Here is a 21537-nt window from a genome sequence, read left to right as displayed (position 1 = left end):
ACTAGATTTTCTGAGCTTTATTGTTTTGTATCTTTCGTACAATAGTTTTTTAAAACTAATTCAAAGGAAAAATGAACTTTTTTTTACAGATTAATGAGAAGGAAATATGGCGAGAAGTAATAATGAATAAAGTTAAGTTTGATAACCCCCATAATCAATTGTTTTTAGTAGTAAGAGCAAACTACAATAATACAAAACAAAAAAGGTGAACACCGCGTTTACCTTTTCTTTGTTTCTAGTATCGAATTTATATAGGAACTCCTACTACCATCCCAATAACAATGGACACAGCGATTTGCTTCAAATAGATGGTCACAGTCGGGATATCCATATAACACATGAGCACAAGCAGGGCATAGCTTATCCATAGCAGAAGTATGTACATAGTATGCGCTGTCGCATTCGTCACAGTGTTTGATCGGTTGAGATGGAGTCATCTTGTCACTCATTCTCCTTTTTATTTAACAGGTTTGCATTCACTTTTGCTCGAAAGGCTGCTTCCGATAGCTGTAAATCAGCAGACTTAAATAGCTCATAATGCCTTAGGTTGTTGTCTTGCGCGATTTCATACGCATAGGAGATTTTTCTCATATCTTCTAGTGAATTACACAGGTTTTTACGCTTTACTGTTTTAGTAATACCAAATTTTTTATCCGTTAGATGAATGTCTTTTTTGGTTATTTTGAAGGTAATACTATCCTGTTTGTGTATGTCGCTTAGGGGAATGGAAACATTTCGCAATTGAGCATAGGATCTGGAATACCAATGATTAAATAGTTCGTATTTCAAGGTGTCATTTTGAACCGTTATCGTGATATCGTAATGACCAGGTAAAAATTTGGGGCCTTTACGGGAAGTAAAAACCTGTTCTTGAGCATGTAGCGTAAATGTACCAAGTAGGGTTAGAAGTAAAATGTATTGTTTCATTGGTAAGGTGAAGGTTAAAGTAATCAAGTTTCTCAGGTATAAATTGAACAGTGCTCGCTAGGATTTAGGAGAACTATAGGAATCATTTACAGCGATAATTTTCTCTACTACATCCCGAAACGTTTGTATAGATCCCGTTTCTAATGCAACTCGAGTGGAGAATAAATTAAAAAAGGATTTATTGAGATGCGATGTTGAAGCATAGTCCAACACTTCAAAGACCTTATTTCCTCTAGCCAGAATTCCTATTTGTTCAATCATTTCTGAAAAATGATCATCGAGATAGGGAGCAATAAGCGTTGAAGGTTTTAGATCATAAACTTGGACCCCTCTTCGCGCTAAATACTTTTTTAGCGTGACAAATACTGCCGCACTTAAACAAGAGTTTCCAAGTAATCGAACGGGAGTAACGGTTGGAAAAGAACAATGATTGGCAATCAATTCGCATACCTCTCGCAAGGTCCTTTTTCGGGCAGGTGTAAGGACCGATTTCCACTGTTCTTCTGATAGGCTGAGGTTAAATTCGGCGTTCAAAGAATGAGAAAGAGGCCTCCAGCGCATGAGGTCTCTGGCACATCTCCAATCACTGACTGTTGTATTAAAGTTTAGTATAATAGTTACATCGGCTTCGAAGTCTAAAGGACTACAAATACGATGTTCCTCTATAAAAATGTTTAGGATATCTAGCGCATTCAATGGTTGAGGTAGAATATTCATGACTACAATAAAGATTATAGGCTAAGATAATCAACATTGCGGTCTTAAGGGGAATACAAAAAAAAACATATGTTAAAATAAACACAACCCTTCTGTTGGTTAGGTTACATTTAGTTAAGTTTATTTCCTTATTAAGTGAAATAAATATAAGGCAAATTAAATAATTAGCTATGAAGATGAGATATCTCGGGACTTTTCTTTTACTAACGACCCTTTGTTTTGGACAAAATGTGAAGACTCCATACGAAACCTTTATCCCTGAAAAGGACAACTATTTTTTTACCACGATCAATTTTAATGTACCTGCCTTTGATTATAGACAAAAAGTGGACAGTGTGACTTTTGAAGGAAGTTTAATCTTTCCCAAAGATGGTTTTGATAAAGTTGTGATTATCAAACCAGGAACGGGCTATAATACGCGTAATACCCATAGTTCTTTAGCTGAAGCGTTATTGGATAATCATATCGCTGTTTTTCGATATGATGAACGCGAAATGGGAAATTCTAAAGGAGAAGGAGGAGGCGATATGCTTTATACAGCTACAATGATGGGAGCAGAGTTGACTTGTGCGTTTAACACTTTAAAAAAACACCCAGACTTACAAGATAAAAAAATGGGAATTATTGGCCATAGTTTAGGGGGCATAGCAGTTATGGAAGCCTTACAACACGAGATTACCCCAAACTTTTTAGTGCTTTTCGCTGCTCCCGTTGTTACAGGTAAACAACTATTCCTTTATCAATTACAACACAGTGAAAATATATTTAATGATTACTTTCTCTACGATACACTCGAAGAAAAACAGAAAGTATGTTCAGAGTTAATTGATTTTTACCTTGCAAATCAAAAAGAAAAAGGCTTTTGGAAAGTGTACAAAAAAGAAGTAAAGAGAGTCGGTTATACAAAGAAAAGATATGCTACTCGTTTTCCTTTTTTACTTGGCTCTCTGGAGCGTGATTTAGCGTCGAAAGACCTTATTGATTTATTGAAGAACACCAACATACCTGTTTTTTATATGATTGGTTCGGAGGATGTGATTGTCGATCCCGTAGCGAATATCAATCGCTTAAATAGCCTTGCGAATCCTGTGATATCAGCGATCGTATTAGAAGGTGAAAACCACTTTTTCTCGGATGGAGATAGCAAGCCTTATGATATTCACCAACAACCGAAGCAACAAATTGTAGATTGGATTGGTAAACAATAGTATATAAACAAAAGCCAAGAGCACTTCAAAGTATTCCTTGGCTTTAATCTTTTTATGTTTAGTATTGAAGTAATTTATTTACCGATACAATATCTTATATTGCTTGATTTATAATTAGTTACACCAGTTATGTGATGCGAATGTGATGATATTTTTATAAAAAAAAAGCAACCTGTCTCCTAGGTTGCTTCACTTTTTTTCATCCTTTACAGATTGCTGTCTATTACAAGTGTGTGAATTAAATAAAAATTAAATCATTTTTATATTGTTTTGCATACAATATTTAAAATTGATACGACTTTATCTTTTATTCAATTCTAGAGAAGTTAAAAACCTAACTGGAGATTGGTAAAGACAATATTTTTAAGAATAAACCTCTTGACTTTTCTTATATTCAAATTCTTTTGCTAAATTAAATCTTTTCCATTTAGTAAACCAATAATTAATATTTTTTTTCTTTTGAAAATCTAAAATACATTCAACTAAATTATCATATTGGTTTGGGGAACCATTTTTAAAAATATTAAATATTTCTTTCTTATCAATGACCGTGATAAATGGACATGTAAATATATCTAAAATTAAATGAGTAATCTCAGATGATTTACTCCGCTTTTCAGGCGGAATTAATTCTATGTACTCTTTGATATAATTGACTAATGATCTTTTAACATCTGAGTATTTGCTGAAATCTCCTATATAGTATAATAAAACTACGATTGAAAAATAATTTAAATGCTCAGATTTTATTCTTTTACTATTATTATTAGCTTCATACCCAATAAATTTTTCTAAGACATGAACAGGCAATCTAAATTCTTTGTCTAGTTCCTTAATCACAGTCAACAAGTATAAAAATTTCTAATTGTGAATATTGATTTAAACAGTTTTTCTTAATTATCAATGTAGTTTCGTCTAGAATTTTTTTAAAAATTAGTTGTCTGTTATTTGTCTTAATTATATATTCACTTTTACTATCTTTATTTTTTAGTTTATAAAAAGTTATAATTTTAGATAGAATATGACATATCTTAATTGTTGAATTTACTCTAGGTGATACCGAATATATAAAAAATATAAAGTCAATAAATTTAATCATGTGACTTGTAAATTCATTTTCAATCTTTTGTAAACTAGAAATTATTTTAGGGTTATTAATTTCGCCAGATTCTATTTTGCTTAAATATTGAAAATAAACCTTTTCAAAATTTACAAGATTTTTTTCTACAATTTTATTTAATACAGCAAGACTATAATTTAATACATCTTTGTAATCAACTTTAGACTCTTTGATCAATATCTTATAATCCGTAATCAAATTTTCTGATTTAAAATAAAAAGAAAACTTATGGTTAAGTATAGATATATCTGCTTCTACATCTTCAATTGTATCTATTTGCTCCTCTAATTCTGTAATTTTGAATCTAGGCTTTTCACTAAAAAGCTTGTTTATTTTTTCTTTAGCAATGGTAATTTCAGTGATAATTGGTTTACTATAATCAATAGATTTAGAATTATTTATAGACAACTTATACTCTTTTAAACTATGTTTTAATGTTTTAAGTATTTCATCCTTAACTGCTTCGCTATCGCAAAAAAGGAAATAGTCATCAACATATCTGTAAAGTTCATAATCAATTTTATTTTTTAGGTTTAAATAAGATGCGATTTTATTCTCTAAATCTTTATCAATTTTCTGAAGAATTATTTCAGCAAAAATTCTAGAGACTTCAGGTCCAATCAAAATTCCATTTGTTTCTCCATAATTAGCATACTGAAGGAGTTTATCGAAAATTCCTGAATAGTTTTTTTTAGACTCATCTACATTTTCCTTAACTGCATCTAAACCAAGTACAGCCCATGAGATTGAATGAGTATAAATACTATCAAAACATTTACTTATATCAAACTTATATAAAAAATTAAATTTTTTTTCTGCTCTATGAAAACGATAATCTTCATAAAATTTATAAATATTAGTATATTTTTTATAAACAAAAAAAGTTTTCAAGTCCTCATATTCTACACCTTCTAATTCAAGAAAATCATCTTTATCTCCCTTATTTTGATGATGTAATTTATCGTTGAAAAACGTAAACCTAGCTTCTTTAATAGGTTTTCTAAGGCTGAAATTACTAATAGAACATGAATACAAAATTGATTCTTTATATTTATTATAAAAATCAATTACTTTAAGCTGGTTTATTGGATGTATCAAAGCTAGTTGACGAAAGTCGCTTTCTTTATGTGTAATTTTATATGTAAAAGGTATTCTTCGAAATTTATAATCTTCATTATTATTGAAATCATGATGAAACAAAATCTTTAAAATTTCTTCAAAAGCTCTTAAATTATCACCTGCGAGATCATTTTTAAAAGTAATACTATTATCTGCCAGATTTATGTAGTTATTAACTATAAATCTATAAAAATACCTATTTGAAAAAGTTATTGGCAACTCATACGGGTGTACATCTGAAAGAACTACTCGTTCTTTCGGATACCCGATATATATTTTTCTTTTACTCATCTTTCCAAATTGATTTTATGACTTCGTATTTATTAGTAGATCTGTCAAATTTTCTTTTATATATATTATTCTCCTTAGTATTAAATTTAAAAGTATAGAAATGATTACTTTTCTCAAAAAAACCATCACTAAAAGAAAATTTAACTTTTAAAAAGTCTATTAGTTTATTCGCATCTATTCCTATTTTCTCATAAGGTTGTATATTACTCAAACTCCTTTCTAATCTCCTATCTAAGTTATATAAGCTATTAAAAGATCCTCTGTCTTTATTTAAAGTAAGCATTTGATTTGAATAAAATATTCCTGCTTTAATACTACTTTTATTATGATTTAGTCTGTAATTACCTGTTAAAAATTTCAATCTTTCGATTAGCATTTTACGTGCTAACTTTTCGTTTGTCTTAGAGTCATTGTTGTACTTATTTATTGATAAGTCTATTCTTCGAATATATTTATCAATCTTGTTATTAGATAATTCAACTATTACTTTATGATCATTCTTAATTATAAACTTATAACCTAAAAATTCAAAAACAGACTGTCTAGCTAGTGAGGAATCTAATAACTCCATAACTTTAGTTTTGTCCTTTCTTCCTTCTAAATTGTCATTAATTTCTAAACCATAATTTTTAATCAAATTTTTCAATTCTAAATCATAGGGTCTTCTAGTATTTTTAGTCTTTGGCGCAAAAATTGTAATTATATCATCCACATATCTTGCATAATATATTAAATCTGGTAGTAATCTAATTTCCTCATCTAATTTCCTCATGTATAATTCAGATAAATATGCACTAATCCCTAAACCTCTTGGTATTCCTTTTTTAGGTTCCATTATTGATTTATCTTTTACGTTTTCAAATTCGTAGAATATTCTCTTTAAGAATTTTCTTGAGAGGGGAGAAAGTAATGTATTGTTTTCAATTAATTCGAAAAGCTTTTCTTGTGGTAATGATTCATAAAATTTGGTAATATCTGTTCTTACTACAACTTTAGGAAAACCATCGTTTAGTAAATTAAAAGTCTGTTTGATAATACTATTTCTGTCAGCTTGTATAACCTTAAATGTTTTATGGATATTGTACTGAAGTTGTTTCATTATAAAAAAATGTAAACCGTCTTTTTTAATAGTATACACTTTCTTTTGTTTATCATAATTTATATTGAAATAGAATGGAAGCTCCTCTGAATTTACTAATTTAGAGTATTCGAAAAAAATATTATTTCTAATTTCTTCTTTTTCTATATTTATATTTTCTAGTTTTTCTGTAAAATCATCTAATTCTTCTTTGGTTAAGAGAACTCCATTTCTATTGTTTTTTAGACTTAACTTTTGGGCAAGAATATTTTTAAACTCTTGGTGTTTTTCAAAGTATTCTTGATTTAAATATTTTTTTTTAATATTTCCTTTTCGATTTTCTTTTAAAAAGATAATATTGAAATTCGAACTGGAAAATGATTGATCTAACATAAAATTGATTTTTTAATTTAAAATTTGAGCAATATGCCAAACCAAACGTTCTCTTGTTCCTAAATCTAAGGCTCTCTGACCGCTTAACATGCTTGTAAAGAAAATCTTAGTACCCTTTAATTCTTCAGGTTGAAGGATGACATGCGTTCCTACTTTTGGATCAAATTTAGTTTCAATCCAATCACCTAACCAAATAGCAACCTCATTTCCATTTTTATCATGGTGTCTGTTCAATCCTAAAAATGTTCTTATTAAAGCATTACTAGCGACAATTACTTTTGGTTTTGTACGCAATAGTCTTTCTTTTAGTACTTCAAGTTGTTGAGCAAGGAATATTCTACCTTGTTCATTGTTCATAAAAACCTTTTCAATTCGAGCTTGCTTCGTTTCTCTGAATACAAAAAGGTCAAAATGAGTCCACTTTAAGTCTATTTGATAAACTTCTTTTAATCGCTCTTCAATAGTGAAAAAGGGTTTGAAATAACTTAGATCTTTAGAAAACTCTTTTGTCCAAGGAAAGATTCCATCAATTTTATCTCCTCCAAATGAAGGATTCATTCCGAGAAAAAGAAGATCCGCATCTGTTTCGTTTTCATCATACTGAAAAGTTATTCCTCTCTGTATGATTTCTTGAATGTCATTAGATAAATGATAGTTATTACTCGTAATTGATTTGTATTTTTCAATTAATTCGTCTAAATTTTTATACATGTTTTTGTTAAGTAAAGTGATATATTTTAACGTAAAAATATCAAAACAAAACATAAGAAACTAAAAGAAAAATGTGAAGCTTATATAATTCTGAGTATATAAAAAAAACAGCCCTCGATTTGAAGGCTGTTGTGGTAATATTTTAAAGTGTTATAATTTTATTAATATAATTTAAAGCATTTTCTTTCTGAAAATATACATGGTTATTATTAAACTCTTCAATACTCAGATTATCCTTCCAGTTCACTTCTAAATAAGAAGTATTAGAAATAATATACGAATCCAATTCAATTCCAGCTTTTTCAACTTGTGGTTGTATCTTTTCTTTTAACACCTTGTAGAATTGAATTTTAGGGTCATTAATTGCTTTTGAATTACGGATACCTTTGGGATCAATGAACTTAATTATTTGTTTTTCACCTTCTACAATCCATAAAATAAAATCTGGATAGAAATTGTTTCCATCTGTAAAGAAACCTAAACCTTTTTTACTTTGATTTCTAAGAACATGTACTTCTTTTCCTTCTAGAGAAGATGGTTTAGCTGCTACATAAGTAATCAGGTCATTTAAAAATTGCTTTTCTGAGGCATCTAAAGGAATAGGACTTACCTGTATTTTTTCTTTATATCCTTTACCTATATGAACTAATGGCTTATATAGATGTAATAGATTATCAAAAGCATCCACTTCAGATCCAATTTGAACATTTGTAAAAGCAGGGTCTATTACTTCTTCATTCAGTTGTTCAATTTTAGTTTGATACTGTTCAATTTCTTCCTCTGTATTTAATCTAAAATCATATTCTAACACAAAATTATCATCTGAGCCATTTAATTGAATGGCTTCTACATGATCTGAGCTAAACTCATTTTTATGGAATAGGTAAAACTGCTCAATATATTTTTTCAGTAATGTTATGACCAGTTCTTGCCAAATGAATGTATTTGAAAAATGTGAGAAATTAACTTTATGCTCTGGTATCAATAATTTATACCAAGACACTTGATTCATAATATCTTGTAATTGCTCTAACTCAATTTTCAAATTATGATACCCTTTATTCGCTTTAAAATTTTGAAGTTCTAAATAAATCGAATTCCAATTGATCATCGAAAGATTAGAATCACTCAAAATTGCTTCATTTTTAGTGATTGCAACTCCAGTGTTCTTCTTTTCTAACACATCAATTTTTGGATACCAATCTAATTCAACCAACTTGCCATCAAAAATAGATTTATTATAGATTAAAGGTACAATCACTTTTTGTTTAAAGTTTTCAGACTCCTTAACCGCTATTAGTTTTAATTTATTTTGCTGAACAATTTCCTTTTGAATCGTTGGTACTTTAATTGTAATCCAAGCTGAATCGTTGGTTGGTAAACCTTCTTCTTCTAAAAACTCTTTAAATTTCTCCATATAATCGGCTTTTACACCAAAAATATGAAGTGTTTCTAACTGTCTTAGATGTTTTTTAAGAATTTTAATATTATTAGGCTTTTGGTATTCATCCAAACCAGTAGAACGTTTTAATGAGAAATTATACCCTTTTAAACGAACACCTCGTCCGAATAATTGAATAATTTGTGAACCTTCACTTTTCCCTACATTCATTAATCCCATAGACGAAACACGCCAAGATGACCAACCTTCGGAGAATTTTTTGGAACCAATTAATAAGTTAATCGTTGATGAATCTTCATTTATCTTTTTAAATAGGGAATCTGAAAAATCACGATCCGTACCTAAAACTTTATTATTGATGGCTAAATCGTGTAATTTCTTTTCGTCACCTACGTTGATTACTCCAAAATATTCATTATCACCCACACGTAGTCCTAGCTCACCGTCTGCACCTTTTAAATTATCTACATATAGATTGGCACCAATGGTTGTATTGTTAAAAACCAGTTCATTGATTAAATTAAATATTGTATTGGCCTCTAACTTTTGCTCGTTGATATAGGTAAATGAATTCTCGAATATTGAATAGCCATTTTTATCGACTAACCCTGCCTTATTGTTAACTACTGACTCAATGTTTTGAATAGAAACCGTAGGATTTTTTAAGAAATCTGTCAAGAAATAAATAATTTCTAAAACATCTGAAACTTCTTTACCTCCTTCTTTGCGTACAGCATTTACTTTACCACCTACGAAAATCCATAAGGGTTTATGTAATAAGAAATCCTTTAACTCGGTTTTCTTCTCTTTGTACAACAACTGCTGTTGAAAGAACGATACTAAATTTGCTGTCAGATATAATTGCTGATAATCTGTGTTATCTTCTTTTAAGTTTAAAATACGATAATCTTTACCATAGCCATCTTCATAGAAATATTTGTATGAATAGTCAAATAAAATACTTTTGGCATATTCTTGTGTAAATTCAGTTTTCTTAGCACCAGAAGCGGCATTAATAGCTTGACCAAAGGTTGCTGAATATTCGAAAGCAAACCCTGTTAGACTTAATTGATCTCTGAATTTTTTCCAACTATCTCCTGACATTCCACCATGACCTTCATCAATTAATACCAGGTTGTCGGTTTCGAAACTCTCAACAGCTACTGTTTTATCTCCGCTGTTTTCTGCTAATTTTGTAATCTCTAGAATTTCAACTTGTTTACCAGAGAACATACCTGAATCATTTTTAGAGAAATTATTCGCACGTATATCGGATAATTTGAATTCTTCTAGGTGCTGTTTTGTTAATCCTTCATTTGGCGTTATTAACAACACTTTATTTTGATGGTGCTGGTTGTAATAATTGGCGTAATGCAAATATTGCTTGATGTTAATGTGCATCAATAATGTTTTTCCAGAGCCAGTTGCATTCCAAAAAGCTAATTTATTTAAACTATCTAAAGTAAAGGTCTGAGCAACAAAAGTGTCTTTGCTTTTTTTCTTACCTGCTTGCTTTTTAGCTTGTTTTAAATTGAATTCTTTGATAAACTCATTTAAATCTGCTAGAAGCTTTACTTTATTTTGAAAGTATTTATCCAAGTACACTTCTGTAAATAAAAGCGATAAATATTGGAAATATTTCCAAGTAATTAGTTCACTTCTCTTATCAGATATTTGTTTGGTATAATGTACAATATTTTCGTCATAGGTTTGAAGCATTGTAGGTGTTAAATGCTCCGAATTGTATAGATAACTGATTAGTGTTTGTAGATATTTTGTATTTCCTTCTTCGGTATAACCTTCATTGAAAGAAAGTTTTAAATCGGTAAATATTTCAACACCATTTTTCCCAATTATTTTTTTCCCAATACTATCAATTCCGAATAATGATAAAAGGTACTTATTAAGTACCAGTTTGTCGTGAAAATTAGCCATATCGATTATAATTTAATATGGATATTCTCTGCAAACATTTTGTCTACGTTAACTAACCCAATAATGTATTGGTTAAAAGGCGAATTATTAGTATTTGCAAATAAAACACCACGGGCAGTACCTGTAGTTATCATAGCTAAATGTTTAGCAAAACCGCAAGGTAAAATGATAGCTTCAGCTTGAATTAATTTTTCATTAAACGCTTTTGGTTCAATTTCGAAATAACAAGTAATTTCTAATTTAATCAATGGTTGAGTTTGTTTGTGTAACATAAATTCCATCGATACAGCCACTATATTGTTTTCTGCATCCGTACCAAAACCAAAACCAAGTTGTTGCTGGATACGCTCTTCGATAGCCAATGTTTCTTCAAAAACTGAAAATTGATTTTCTTCAACCTTAACAATTTTGAAGGGTATAGGTAATTCTTTTTTATTCATAAAATTAAGCCGTTAAGGTATTATAATTATTCTCATAATAACTGTCATCACTCATCGTAATCATTGGTTTAACTACCTTATTTACATTTGTAAAAGAATAATTGTCTGAAGAAGTTACTTTTACTTCTTCAGGTTTTTGCGGTGTTGGTTTTACTAACACATTGATTAATTCAATACCTAACACTTGACTCAATTTAGCAAGTGTATCTAAGGTGAAATTTTCATTTCCTTTTACCCATTTGTTTACTTGCTGAGGAGAAACCTCCATTTTTTCAGCTAAATCTTTTTGTTTCCATTTTAACTCATCTAAACGAGTAAGGATAACAATTGCTATTTTATTAGAAATTTTAGTGTACGCTTTTTTAGCAATTCTTGCTTTTGCGCGATCTACGGTTTTTGTTTCTTCTTTAGATACTAAATTCAGAAACTTTTCTTTGTTAGTCATTTTAATCTTCATTTAGAAATTCAAAAAATGATTCTTTGTCAATAATGCCATTTCCGTTTAAGTACGCTTGGGCATTTTTTAATTTTTGTAACTCTACTTTTGTATGTTCTCTATCTTCCATTAAATGATGTGAAGGCAATTTAATAGCACCACCTGTAATTACAAAAGTATCCTCGTCTATTCTAATTGCATATATTCTCAAACAAAACTGTCTTCCTTTTTGTAGGGATAAAATACGTGCACCAGCTTCTAAATTGCGTAAAGGTTTAAAAAAATGGCTTAGTGATTTATTTTCTGTTTCAGTAATTTCAATTAAAATTTCATCTATTTCTATAGCGTCATCCACAATGAACTCCGCTATTTGCGCAATGGATTTGGTCTTTGGTATATCTTGTTTATTTTCTTTTAGAAAGTTGTAAACATATTCCATATCACTCCATAGATCTAGTAACCTATCGTATTCATTATCTACTTCATTTTCATAACGAAAAGCGAATAACCGTTCTGCAAATATATTAACTATTTTCATTAAATCAACTTATAAGTTTATTTTTTACAAGGATTTTACAATTCTGAAACATTAAACATTTGCATAAAAAATGTCTCTTCGATTAATTTTACTTTAAAGTTATCTTCACCTGTACGCATATTATCAAAATGATGATCACCATTGATATAGATTTGATCAAACTCAGAAGAGCGAACGCTGTCGTAGATTTTACGGAAGCGTTGAGCCGTTTCTTCGTTGGTTGTGGTTTCTAGATTACGCCAAATAATTAAAGTTTTTACACCTTCGCGTGTTTTACCTTCTACAAACTTGATGTCGCCAACGCGTTGCATACGCTCAACATATAATCCAATTAAATAATTGAAGGTTTCTACCAAATCTACTTTAGTAGGTACCAACTCGTTATTTTCCGTCACTTTTAATTGGTAGTTGAACGGATTGCGGAACATTTGAATATTGAACAAATGGTCTTGTGTTTCAACATTCAACATATAGTTAAGTAAATACTCTTCTTGTGCTTCTTCAGAAAACTGTATTAAACCGTCTTGTGCTTTTGATGTAATGGCTAGATTGTTTAAAGCATCTTCGTAGCTTTCTAAGACTTGATATTTTATAAAACCTCCACCTTTCCAATCATTTAGTTTTGAAATACCACCTTGCTCTCCATTAATAACATGCTTTATTCTTTTTAATGTTCTTTCATTAAAATACTCACCTAATTCAACTAAAATATTTTTATATCCTGATTTAATCGATGCTGCGGATGTAGTTCCACTTCCTCCAAAAAAATCCAATACAGTATCATTTTTCTTTAAATTATTAATTTCAAAGATTCTTCTTAATAATTTTTCAGGTTTTTTACCGTTTTTAAATTCCACTTTGCCTTCGCTTGATAAACTATCCCAAGAAATATCAGTCCAAATATCAGTAAGTAACTCTGTTGGTACTTCTTTTTTATCTATTAGCTTCAACTTATTCGAATAAAAAGCTAATAGTCTGCCGTTTAGTAAAATATATGGAGAAAATCCATCTCTTTCTTCATAAACTAATTTATCCTTTGATTTTTTAGACAATTCAATAAGCTCTTGTAATCTACCTGTTGGTTTATGTGGGCCATAGGTAGCAAACACACTACTAGAATTTTTAAGTGCAAATTCTGAAATACTTATTTCAAGAACTCTTTTAGCTATGTCATTACCATATTTTGCTTTTAAGGCTTTTTCGTTTTCAAATCCTAAATTTTCGATTACAATATCTTTAATATTAGATATTTTCCAATTTAAAATATTATCATCGATATTTGAAACATAATATTTGTAGTCTTTAACATAATTAGATTCAATGAATACTTTAGTAAATTCAAATGAACTTTTATTTTTTGTGTAAAATAAAATACTTTCACTTACATCAACTGGACCTGGATTTACAACTTTAAAACCTGCAGGAGTTGCAGTTTTAACAGTAATAGACTGCACTCTATTTTCTACACCAAATATTTGATTAGAAATAAGAGATAAATTATTATACTCTTTGTCGTTTATTTGACAAAAAAATGATCCATTTTCATTTAGTAATTTATTACTATATAAAATCCTATCACTCATAAAAGAAAGCCAACTACTATGTGATAAGTCATCTTTATATATGAACCCATCATCTCCAGTATTATAAGGCGGATCAATATAAATTGTTTTCACTTTCTCTTGATACTTCTCTTGCAGTACATTCAATGCTTGAAAATTCTCTGAATTGATTAATAAACCATTGGTTTCTTCATCTAAATTGTCAAACTCTGCTAATATTTTGTCCTTAAATTCTTCTGAGAAAAACTTGGTATCTACCACTAAGAAAGGTTCATTACGCAAGGCTTCGAGCGCCTCAGCCTCCGTAGATGGAATGACAATGCCAAATAATTCTTTCCATTCCGTAAGTTGAGCTTCATTGGAAGCAATTTCAGGATAATATTCTGTTCGAATGCGATCTAAAGTGATGCAGTAGTTGGTACTGATGACAAATTTTTTCTTTAACCATAGTTTCTTTTGGAAGTTTTCGATTTGAGCTAAAAAGTTGATAATCTTAGATGCTACCAATTTCAAGGCTTTTATCTTGGATAACTGCGCTGTAAAATAAGCAGGATTTTCCGTATTGATATCGTCGATGTATAGGACTTCATTTTTGATGTAGAAATCTAATTCACGCGATAAGAAACCACCTAAATCTTTATGAATAAAATAATCAAAACTATTACGAGAAATAAAATTATTCAGGTGTTTTTCTACCAATGTACGATTTTTGTTTTTCTCTGTTGGCGCTTTATCAAAAATACCAGAAAAGTCTTCGACAGTGCTCAGACTGACAATATTGGATTGAATTACTTCTAAGGCATTCTTTGCAAGTTCGTCTTGCTTTACCGATTTTTTATGTGGTTCATAAGTGAAATTGATAAACAATTCACCGTTCACCACTTCAATAGGTTGCTCTGCGAATATTGAGAAACGACGTTCGGTATCACCTTGCGTTTTATTATTATTTTGCTCGGTAGAAGCTTCTTTTAATTGGAAATGTACTTTTTTACCATCACTTAACTTGAAGGCATAATTTTTTAAATATTCTGATGTTTTGATATAGTACTGATCGGCATTAGCCCAATGCAATTTTACTTCTTCCCCTTCATACGGAATAGCATATACATCTTTCTTGTATCGACGTAAGGAAACAAAATCGCCGTCTTTGTAATATCTTTTGAAGAAGCTTGCTAAATGCGAAAAGACTTCTTGCTCTAAAGCGTTGGTATCAACAGCATTTTCTAATTGCGCTTTAAGGGCTACATATTTTGGTGCCGATTCGCGAGCAACGCCAGCATCGTCCAGTGATTTACCCATTTGATCTAATTCAGCCTGAATCATGGCAGAATCTTTTGATTGGGTTTGGGCTAATATGTCTTTGATGTCTTTAGGTAAATTACGATCGATAAAATCCATTACCTGCTCGCGTTTTTGATTCATAATGCGGTAGATTCCGAAATCTAAATCCGCCTTATCCATTTCAAAAATTTCCTTTAAAACACCTTGTAATTTTATGTAATTGCTCATCCTTATATCAATTCAAAAGAAATGGTAAACACTTCTTCTTCTGTTATTGTTCTATTTAATTTACTCTTAGCTTCCTCAATCATTTGATCGCGTTCTTCTTCAATTTCTTCTTCACGATCGAACATTTGCTTTTTTAGACGCGATACTTTCTTTTTGGCTTTTGCTAATTGTACTTGTAACGCTAACGCCTCTGCACCAGATAAACCTTCTTGCATAGCTTGTTTATCGATTTCTTTTGCATTTTTTTTAGCATCTTTTAAATCGTTTTCCAATTCATATATGCGATCATCCGCCCAATTGTGGAATTTTTTAAATTCCCTTTGCATCAATGCTGCATCAGTATCATTAAGATAATTAAGTCGTTCGGTTTTAATTTTAAGGTGAGTCTCATCAATATTTTCTAATTCACCTTTCAAATTACCGTGTACTGTAGAATTGAGTGCTAAAATATAACGGCAAATATCGTCATTTAAAACTTCGTTTGCATCGGTAATACCAGAAAAAAGTAAAACGGAATGAGATTCAATTTCGGAATTAACTTCCAAATTACTCACCCTAATACTTCCAGATTTAGTTTTTAAGTTTTCAATTTCTGAATGCTTCGCTTTGGTATTAGACCAATTAAATGAAAGATGCGCTAAAGGTGTATTTTCCTTTTTACCCTGAAGAATTATTTTTTGAGCAATAGCACCATTGATTAAAAAACGTTTGGCATCATCTCTTTTCTTATTTAAGGTAAATTTATCTTCATTCTCAAGTATAAAAGTGTAATCCTCATCTATAAAACGCGCCTTATTTTGTAGGTAGAATTTGGTTAATTCCCACACAGCCATTTTTCAAATTTTTCAATAAAAACTTTTGTTTCGGAATATGTCGTACGAAGTTTGTCAATCACACTCGCTTCAAAATTATCAAATAATTTGGATTGTGTTTCTTTAACTTTCTGGTTAATCTGATCTTCAAATTCACTTTGTAATTGATTGAAGTAGGCGTCAATTTCTTCTTTTGTACGGCATTGTTTATAAACTTCTATGATGCGTTTTTCGAAATCAACTCCGTTTTCTATGGTTCCTAAAACTTCATCTGAAGAACCAAATACCCCATCAAACAGTCTAAATTTTTGCTCTAACAATTCATATACTCTCGTTTCAACAGCATTTGCAGAATTTATAAAATTGACAACCACTACATCATATTCTTGCCCATAACGATGACAACGTCCAATACGCTGTTCTACTCTTTGGGGATTCCATGGTAAGTCATAATTTACGATCATACTACAAAACTGTAGGTTAATCCCTTCCGCAGCAGCTTCCGTTGCAATCATAATATCGTAATCATCACTTTTAAATGCATCCACTAACGCTTGACGAATATCAACAGCTTTTGATCCTGTTATTTTACCTGCATTTTTGTCATCAGCTAACCAGTTTTTATAAATTTGATTAGAAATAGGATCAGCATTATTCCCATTAAAAATTAGAATTCTCTCTTTGTATTTTTCTTTTGACAAACGCTCCAGTAAGTATTGTTGAGTTCTGGTAGACTCCGTGAATATTAATGCCTTTTGTTTTGCACCTAATTCTTTCAATTTAGAAAAACCTTGATCTAAAGCGATTAATAATTTTTCACCTTTCTCATTATGCTGAATGCTATTTGATAGTATTAAGAATTCTTCAAGTTGTTTAATTTCTTCTTCAATCGCGATCTTATCATCTAATGTTATTTCTGTAAAAATATCTTCCTCAATAATTTCACTTTCATCAAATTCATCATCCAGATTCTCATATTCTTCTAAGAACATTTCGTACAAATCATCTTCAACAACTTTTGATGTTTCCAAAAGCATTTTTAATCTTTTAATCAATGATTCTAATGTTCTACTAATTGCAAAGGATGAAGAACCTAACAATTTGAAAATTACAGATTGCATTAAGTGCTTTTGAGCAGGAGGAAAGGCATATGTACGTTCCTGTCTTAGGTAATCTAAGACTTTTTCATATAACTCTTGTTCTTCTTTGGTAGGGGTAAATTGTTGCGTAATAGGAATACGGTCCCTGTAATTGATAAACTCTTTTACATCTCTACGTAATGTACGGTGGATGATGGTATTTAATCTTTCTTTTAACCCATCTATATCTCTATTACCAGAATCTAAAATATAGTTGCGTCTAAAGCTTTTGATGTCACCAAATATTTCAGGATCTATGAAAGAAACAAGGCCAAAAAGCTCATCTAACCGATTTTGTAAAGGCGTTGCAGTAAGTAGTATTTTTTTATAATCGCGAATTGCATTTTGTATGGTTTGTGCAGTAACATTACCATGTTTGTATGCGTTTCTTAGATAATGAGCTTCATCCAATACGACTAAGTCCCAAGAAGTCAATTGAATTTCTTCGGCACGTTTTCTAGCAAATTGATAACTACATATTTTAATAGTCAACCCATTATCAAATGGATTTTTAATCCCTGATTTTGATGTTTTATTATATGAAATATTATCAAGAACTTCGGCTTTTAGAAAGAATTTATCTTCTAATTCATTTACCCATTGTTTACGTAATGAGGAAGGACATATAATCAATATTTTTCGTTTTCCTTCTGCCCATTTTTGACTTAATAAAATACCTGCTTCTATGGTTTTCCCAAGTCCAACTTCATCAGCTAAGATAGCACCTTTAGAATAAGGTGATTTAAAAGCAAATAAAGCAGCTTCTACCTGGTGAGGATTTAGTTCTACTTTTGCATCCATTAAAGTTGCACCAAACTTTTCTGGGCTGTCTGAAGATGCTTTTTTCGAAAGTTCGTAGGCGTAGTATTTAGCTTGATATTGGTTAATCATAATTAGTTGAAAAGTATAAATTATTATAAAGATACCAAAACTAAAAAAAAGTAACTAAGAGAAATAGTAAACTACTATAATTCTCTAGTAAAAACAATTGTATATCACGCCAAAAATCTCTAAAATCTCTGTTATTGAAAAGATAATTTTCACTATTACTCTTAATTCTCTACATTTGCATTATAAAATATTACGAACAAGCGTAATCTATCGTTATTGGTTTATCAGAAATTGCGACCTTCAGATGACAGCCAACATAGCGATAGACTTACGCTCATGCCTTATATTGGCGTGGGCTGAGTCTGTCTGGCTGTTGGGTTGTCGCAAACCTCTGATAAGGACATGATCTTAGTTCCACGCTTTTTTATTCACTACAAATTAAGGCACGATGAAAAAATCAGTATTCTTATTATCAATTCTATTCTCAATTACTTCTATAGCACAAGAGAAAACAAAAAAGCAAAAAGCTGAAGAAAGTCTAAAGCGAATGCAACAACGAATGGAAGCCTTTAATCAGGAAAGGAGTAAGCAAGATAGTATCTTCAATGCGAATCTAAAAGCACGAGAACAAGACTCAACATATCGAAGTGATCTCCAAATTTTCCAAGACACTTTCAATAAAAAACAAGCACAGGATTCTGTACCTAAAGGGAGAAGTAAACAAACGGATAAAGATACGTTCAGTAAGAATTTTAAAATCTAACTGCTGATGAAAACAAAAGAATATTATGCAGTTTTAGTTCCATTAATCCACTTAATCTTAACAGGAAGTAAAGAAGTAGTTATTGAAGATGATTGCATCAAATTATCGGAAGGATATTTTTTATCTATGGAAGAGTATGCAAAAGGCAAGCAAAGCAGATACTTTTATCAGTGTATTCACTTCTTTTTAGAATCTGTTTCACAGGAAGATAAAGCAGATATCATTAAAATCCTGATTGAAAACGACACCTTGCTTTTGGCTGCTATGATGACTGACCAATTTGGCGTCCAAAAAACCAATCAATCTCAATCACGATAGCAAAGCTATATTCAATAAAATGATGTTTGATTTTTTATGCGGTAAGAGCATTGATCAAATTATACACAGAGTTATTTATTTCTATTTAGAGAATTTACATCGATTAGAGATTATTGAGTCTTTTATCTCAAAAACTGAATATGAGAGAGTTGTGAAATTCAATGCTCAAGCAAGGGGTAATGAAGATATTTTGAATATGTTTGTGTATTAATATTTAGAAAATGAAGAAATTTATAGATGACTGTAATCTATTGGTAAAAGAGCCTATAAATTGCTCTAAGGAAGAGTTAGAATTGTTTTACAATAAAGTAGTAAAAGGAGGGAAAGTTGAATTAGTAGGGTTACAAGAAAGAATTAAAAACTGTGAACTATTAGGATTTTGCTATTATAATAAAGAACTAATAGGTATATCAGCTATTAAAATCCCCAATAATAGTTATAAACTACGAATTATAGAAAAAAGTAAAATCAATCGAATCGCTGATGAATTAACTTTTGAAATAGGTTATTCTTTTACAGAAGAAGAACATCGTAGAAAAGGATTAAGTAAAAGAATTAAATTTAATCTGTTAGAACATCTTAAATCAAGAAAAGGTATTGTTTTTTCTACCACTGCAATTGGAAGTAGTCAAAATTTTCTTATTGAAAATGGATTTAAAAACTATGGTAAAAGCTATGATGGTACAAATGATAAAAATTTGAAATATTATGAGTTAGTAATCCCAGAATAATAACTTATTAAATAAATCGTTTTTTATTCGTTATTTACTTACTATTAGTACTTTGTATTGGAAATCTAATATTTAAAAGTTTGAGCCATAGAAGAAAAAAAACGAATAAGTTGAAAAGCATTCTCAGTTAATCCAATCGAGAAAGACTCATGTTCTTTCTCGATTGGACTACTTTAAATCACTTAGTTTAGAACCATATTAACGCTATAATTCTGAACAAAAACAAAAACAGTTCTCAAATAGAAAGAAGTCCGCTTATAATAATAAGATATGCTTGAAATTATAGTTTCTTATCTTTACTATCTCTTAAAACTCTCATTATTTCTTTATTGCTTACTACTTCATTTCTATTTGTTTGTTGCATAAGTAGCAAGAGTCCTTGATCTTCTTTTGATCGTTTTTTCTTCTTATTTTTCATTAGTTTTTTATTTTTTAAATATTGTCAAATTATTGAACCTTAGACTTTACCTAACTTATCTATTTTACAAAAATGTAATTCATTCAAAAAGTTCCGTATAAATCCCACGCAGTGGCAAAGTAGTATTTGTCGTATAATTGTTAAATTATGTACGTACAAACACACATCTTGCCCTACCTAAAAACCATTAAGTTTTCATAAGATAATCGTTCAGATCTTTGTGAGTAGGGTATAAGCTTCTTCCATCTTTTATACAATTAGGAAAAGCATCTTGTACTTTTTCAGTGGCTTTGTTTCCAGCATCGTCATTATCAAAACAACAAATAATTATATCATACTTTAATTCTTTGTACAAAGTGTTTTTGATACATTTGTCACTTTCACCATTTGTACATTTGTACAAATAATTATTTGTATCACTATTTAAAATAGTGTTTAATGTTGCTACCGAATTTAATATCAAGTAGTCATACCTTTTTTCTGCTTTTGGATATAGCGTTAGGAAGCTCAAAAAATCACTCCACGATTCAAATAGAATAATTTGACTACTGTTATTATTAAAAAAGGAAGGTGCTTTAGTTCCTAAACACATTTTGACGTATTTGTTTCGAACTTCATACCCATTCAGCTCATTTTTGAATCCTATAGCATAATAGGTTTTATCGTTAAGACTGTAATGAAGTTCTACACAGTATTTTTTAGCCATTTTAAGACTGATACACCTGCTTTGTATATAGTTGATGAGCTGCGTATTCGTTAGAGGCTTAATTGCTCTTATTTCGTAATTCTTTTCTTTTTCAATAGCATCGTCTTGAAAAGTAGGCTGGTGAAAAGAAAAAGATTCATCATCCAAAATCTGTAGTGCTTCTTTTAATTCACACTTATAATATCTCATTACAAAGTCTAAGACGTTTCCGCCTTTTCCTTCTCCGTGATCATACCAAAGATTCTTTATAATATCGATTTTAAATGAAGCTGTTGTTTCATTCCGAAACGGACTTAGGTACCAAGCTTCCCGATTATTCTGTTTGACTTTTTTAGCTCCTATTTTTTCCAAAATAGATTCTAAACTTATCTTTTTTGCTTCACTACAATTTATCATATGCTCTTAAACGTTATTTATAGTTACCTGGTTACCT

General features: G+C 30.2%; 19 protein-coding genes. 4 read left to right on the top strand and 15 right to left on the bottom strand.

Translation table 11 applies throughout. The features are described 5' to 3' along the window. Positions 1-441 precede the first annotated feature (441 nt). Together M2306_RS07890 and M2306_RS07885 are read right to left on the bottom strand one after the other, a co-directional pair. Positions 442-927 (bottom strand): hypothetical protein, encoded by a 486-nt coding sequence (locus M2306_RS07890; RefSeq protein WP_259188298.1) that lies wholly within the window; start codon positions 925-927, stop codon positions 442-444. 57 nt (positions 928-984) lie between these two features. Then, the gene (locus tag M2306_RS07885; RefSeq protein ID WP_259188299.1) at positions 985-1488 is read right to left on the bottom strand and encodes a hypothetical protein; all 504 of its coding nucleotides are present in this window, start codon (positions 1486-1488) and stop codon (positions 985-987) included. A 326-nt stretch (positions 1489-1814) separates the two neighbouring features. On the opposite strand from M2306_RS07885, the gene M2306_RS07880 reads away from it, so the two are divergent. Then, positions 1815-2852, top strand: a complete 1038-nt coding sequence (locus tag M2306_RS07880; protein ID WP_259188300.1) for an alpha/beta hydrolase family protein — start codon at positions 1815-1817, stop codon at positions 2850-2852. A 363-nt stretch (positions 2853-3215) separates the two neighbouring features. On the opposite strand, the gene M2306_RS07875 is transcribed toward M2306_RS07880, so the two are convergent. The 11 genes from M2306_RS07875 to M2306_RS07825 all read right to left on the bottom strand — a co-directional run bounded on the left by M2306_RS07875 (position 3216) and on the right by M2306_RS07825 (position 18228). Then, entirely contained in the window at positions 3216-3692 is a 477-nt protein-coding gene (locus M2306_RS07875; protein ID WP_498882809.1) for a hypothetical protein, read from the bottom strand. Further along, positions 3685-5382, bottom strand: coding sequence for an antiviral reverse transcriptase Drt3b (gene drt3b, locus M2306_RS07870; protein ID WP_498882808.1), 1698 nt, complete (start codon positions 5380-5382; stop codon positions 3685-3687). The genes M2306_RS07875 and drt3b overlap by 8 nt, the downstream gene beginning before the upstream one ends. Continuing rightward, the gene (drt3a, locus tag M2306_RS07865; protein ID WP_259188302.1) at positions 5375-6853 is read right to left on the bottom strand and encodes an antiviral reverse transcriptase Drt3a; all 1479 of its coding nucleotides are present in this window, start codon (positions 6851-6853) and stop codon (positions 5375-5377) included. Before drt3a ends, drt3b begins: the two co-directional genes overlap by 8 nt. A gap of 12 nt (positions 6854-6865) precedes the next feature. Then, a complete protein-coding gene (locus M2306_RS07860; RefSeq protein WP_259188303.1) occupies positions 6866-7564 on the bottom strand; it encodes a hypothetical protein in 699 nt (232 codons plus the stop codon). Between the two features lie 142 nt (positions 7565-7706). Beyond that, positions 7707-10901: a DEAD/DEAH box helicase family protein gene (locus M2306_RS07855; RefSeq protein ID WP_259188305.1), complete on the bottom strand. Its 3195-nt coding sequence runs from the start codon at positions 10899-10901 to the stop codon at positions 7707-7709. 5 nt (positions 10902-10906) lie between these two features. Beyond that, positions 10907-11341, bottom strand: a complete 435-nt coding sequence (locus M2306_RS07850) for a hypothetical protein (protein WP_259188307.1) — start codon at positions 11339-11341, stop codon at positions 10907-10909. A 4-nt stretch (positions 11342-11345) separates the two neighbouring features. Further along, entirely contained in the window at positions 11346-11786 is a 441-nt protein-coding gene (locus tag M2306_RS07845; RefSeq protein WP_259188308.1) for a helix-turn-helix transcriptional regulator, read from the bottom strand. Between the two features lies 1 nt (position 11787). Next, the gene (locus M2306_RS07840; RefSeq protein WP_259188309.1) at positions 11788-12315 is read right to left on the bottom strand and encodes a hypothetical protein; all 528 of its coding nucleotides are present in this window, start codon (positions 12313-12315) and stop codon (positions 11788-11790) included. A gap of 35 nt (positions 12316-12350) precedes the next feature. Continuing rightward, the gene (locus M2306_RS07835) at positions 12351-15299 is read right to left on the bottom strand and encodes a site-specific DNA-methyltransferase (protein ID WP_259188310.1); all 2949 of its coding nucleotides are present in this window, start codon (positions 15297-15299) and stop codon (positions 12351-12353) included. 89 nt (positions 15300-15388) lie between these two features. Further along, complete coding sequence (locus M2306_RS07830) at positions 15389-16219, bottom strand: hypothetical protein (RefSeq protein WP_498882807.1); 831 nt, start codon at positions 16217-16219, stop codon at positions 15389-15391. Then, positions 16201-18228 (bottom strand): SNF2-related protein, encoded by a 2028-nt coding sequence (locus tag M2306_RS07825; protein ID WP_498882806.1) that lies wholly within the window; start codon positions 18226-18228, stop codon positions 16201-16203. The genes M2306_RS07830 and M2306_RS07825 overlap by 19 nt, the downstream gene beginning before the upstream one ends. Before the next feature lie 388 nt (positions 18229-18616). Between M2306_RS07825 and M2306_RS07820 the strand changes: the two genes are divergently transcribed. From M2306_RS07820 to M2306_RS07810, 3 genes are all read left to right on the top strand, one after another. Further along, positions 18617-18931, top strand: a complete 315-nt coding sequence (locus tag M2306_RS07820; RefSeq protein WP_259188313.1) for a hypothetical protein — start codon at positions 18617-18619, stop codon at positions 18929-18931. Between the two features lie 6 nt (positions 18932-18937). Continuing rightward, positions 18938-19249: a hypothetical protein gene (locus M2306_RS07815; RefSeq protein WP_498882805.1), complete on the top strand. Its 312-nt coding sequence runs from the start codon at positions 18938-18940 to the stop codon at positions 19247-19249. 221 nt (positions 19250-19470) lie between these two features. Next, positions 19471-19980 (top strand): hypothetical protein, encoded by a 510-nt coding sequence (locus M2306_RS07810; RefSeq protein ID WP_259188315.1) that lies wholly within the window; start codon positions 19471-19473, stop codon positions 19978-19980. A gap of 280 nt (positions 19981-20260) precedes the next feature. On the opposite strand, the gene M2306_RS07805 is transcribed toward M2306_RS07810, so the two are convergent. Both M2306_RS07805 and M2306_RS07800 read right to left on the bottom strand, forming a co-directional pair. Then, a complete protein-coding gene (locus tag M2306_RS07805) occupies positions 20261-20398 on the bottom strand; it encodes a hypothetical protein (protein ID WP_259188316.1) in 138 nt (45 codons plus the stop codon). Positions 20399-20585: 187 nt separating this feature from the next. Next, positions 20586-21500 carry a DUF8464 domain-containing protein gene (locus M2306_RS07800; protein WP_259188317.1) on the bottom strand — a complete coding sequence of 305 codons (915 nt, stop codon included), beginning with the start codon at positions 21498-21500 and terminating at the stop codon, positions 20586-20588. Positions 21501-21537: the final 37 nt, after the last annotated feature.

Origin of the sequence: Myroides gitamensis, assembly GCF_029894455.1 — a bacterium.
Classification (GTDB): Bacteria; Bacteroidota; Bacteroidia; order Flavobacteriales; family Flavobacteriaceae; genus Flavobacterium; species Flavobacterium odoratum.
Note: the sequence above shows the minus strand (reverse complement) of the source record. Positions and strands in the feature narration are given on the sequence as shown.

Excerpts from the sequence above, each read along its gene's own strand:
- M2306_RS07890 (WP_259188298.1), bottom strand. The coding sequence starts at position 927 with ATGAAACAATACATTTTACTTCTAACCCTACTTGGTACATTTACGCTA.
- M2306_RS07885 (WP_259188299.1), bottom strand. The coding sequence starts at position 1,488 with ATGCGCTGGAGGCCTCTTTCTCATTCTTTGAACGCCGAATTTAACCTC.
- M2306_RS07880 (WP_259188300.1), top strand. The coding sequence starts at position 1,815 with ATGAAGATGAGATATCTCGGGACTTTTCTTTTACTAACGACCCTTTGT.
- drt3b (WP_498882808.1), bottom strand. The coding sequence starts at position 5,382 with ATGAGTAAAAGAAAAATATATATCGGGTATCCGAAAGAACGAGTAGTT.
- drt3a (WP_259188302.1), bottom strand. The coding sequence starts at position 6,853 with ATGTTAGATCAATCATTTTCCAGTTCGAATTTCAATATTATCTTTTTA.
- M2306_RS07860 (WP_259188303.1), bottom strand. The coding sequence starts at position 7,564 with ATGTATAAAAATTTAGACGAATTAATTGAAAAATACAAATCAATTACG.
- M2306_RS07855 (WP_259188305.1), bottom strand. The coding sequence starts at position 10,901 with ATGGCTAATTTTCACGACAAACTGGTACTTAATAAGTACCTTTTATCA.
- M2306_RS07850 (WP_259188307.1), bottom strand. The coding sequence starts at position 11,341 with ATGAATAAAAAAGAATTACCTATACCCTTCAAAATTGTTAAGGTTGAA.
- M2306_RS07845 (WP_259188308.1), bottom strand. The coding sequence starts at position 11,786 with ATGACTAACAAAGAAAAGTTTCTGAATTTAGTATCTAAAGAAGAAACA.
- M2306_RS07840 (WP_259188309.1), bottom strand. The coding sequence starts at position 12,315 with ATGAAAATAGTTAATATATTTGCAGAACGGTTATTCGCTTTTCGTTAT.
- M2306_RS07835 (WP_259188310.1), bottom strand. The coding sequence starts at position 15,299 with ATGAATCAAAAACGCGAGCAGGTAATGGATTTTATCGATCGTAATTTA.
- M2306_RS07830 (WP_498882807.1), bottom strand. The coding sequence starts at position 16,219 with ATGGCTGTGTGGGAATTAACCAAATTCTACCTACAAAATAAGGCGCGT.
- M2306_RS07825 (WP_498882806.1), bottom strand. The coding sequence starts at position 18,228 with ATGATTAACCAATATCAAGCTAAATACTACGCCTACGAACTTTCGAAA.
- M2306_RS07820 (WP_259188313.1), top strand. The coding sequence starts at position 18,617 with ATGAAAAAATCAGTATTCTTATTATCAATTCTATTCTCAATTACTTCT.
- M2306_RS07815 (WP_498882805.1), top strand. The coding sequence starts at position 18,938 with ATGAAAACAAAAGAATATTATGCAGTTTTAGTTCCATTAATCCACTTA.
- M2306_RS07810 (WP_259188315.1), top strand. The coding sequence starts at position 19,471 with ATGAAGAAATTTATAGATGACTGTAATCTATTGGTAAAAGAGCCTATA.
- M2306_RS07805 (WP_259188316.1), bottom strand. The coding sequence starts at position 20,398 with ATGAAAAATAAGAAGAAAAAACGATCAAAAGAAGATCAAGGACTCTTG.
- M2306_RS07800 (WP_259188317.1), bottom strand. The coding sequence starts at position 21,500 with ATGATAAATTGTAGTGAAGCAAAAAAGATAAGTTTAGAATCTATTTTG.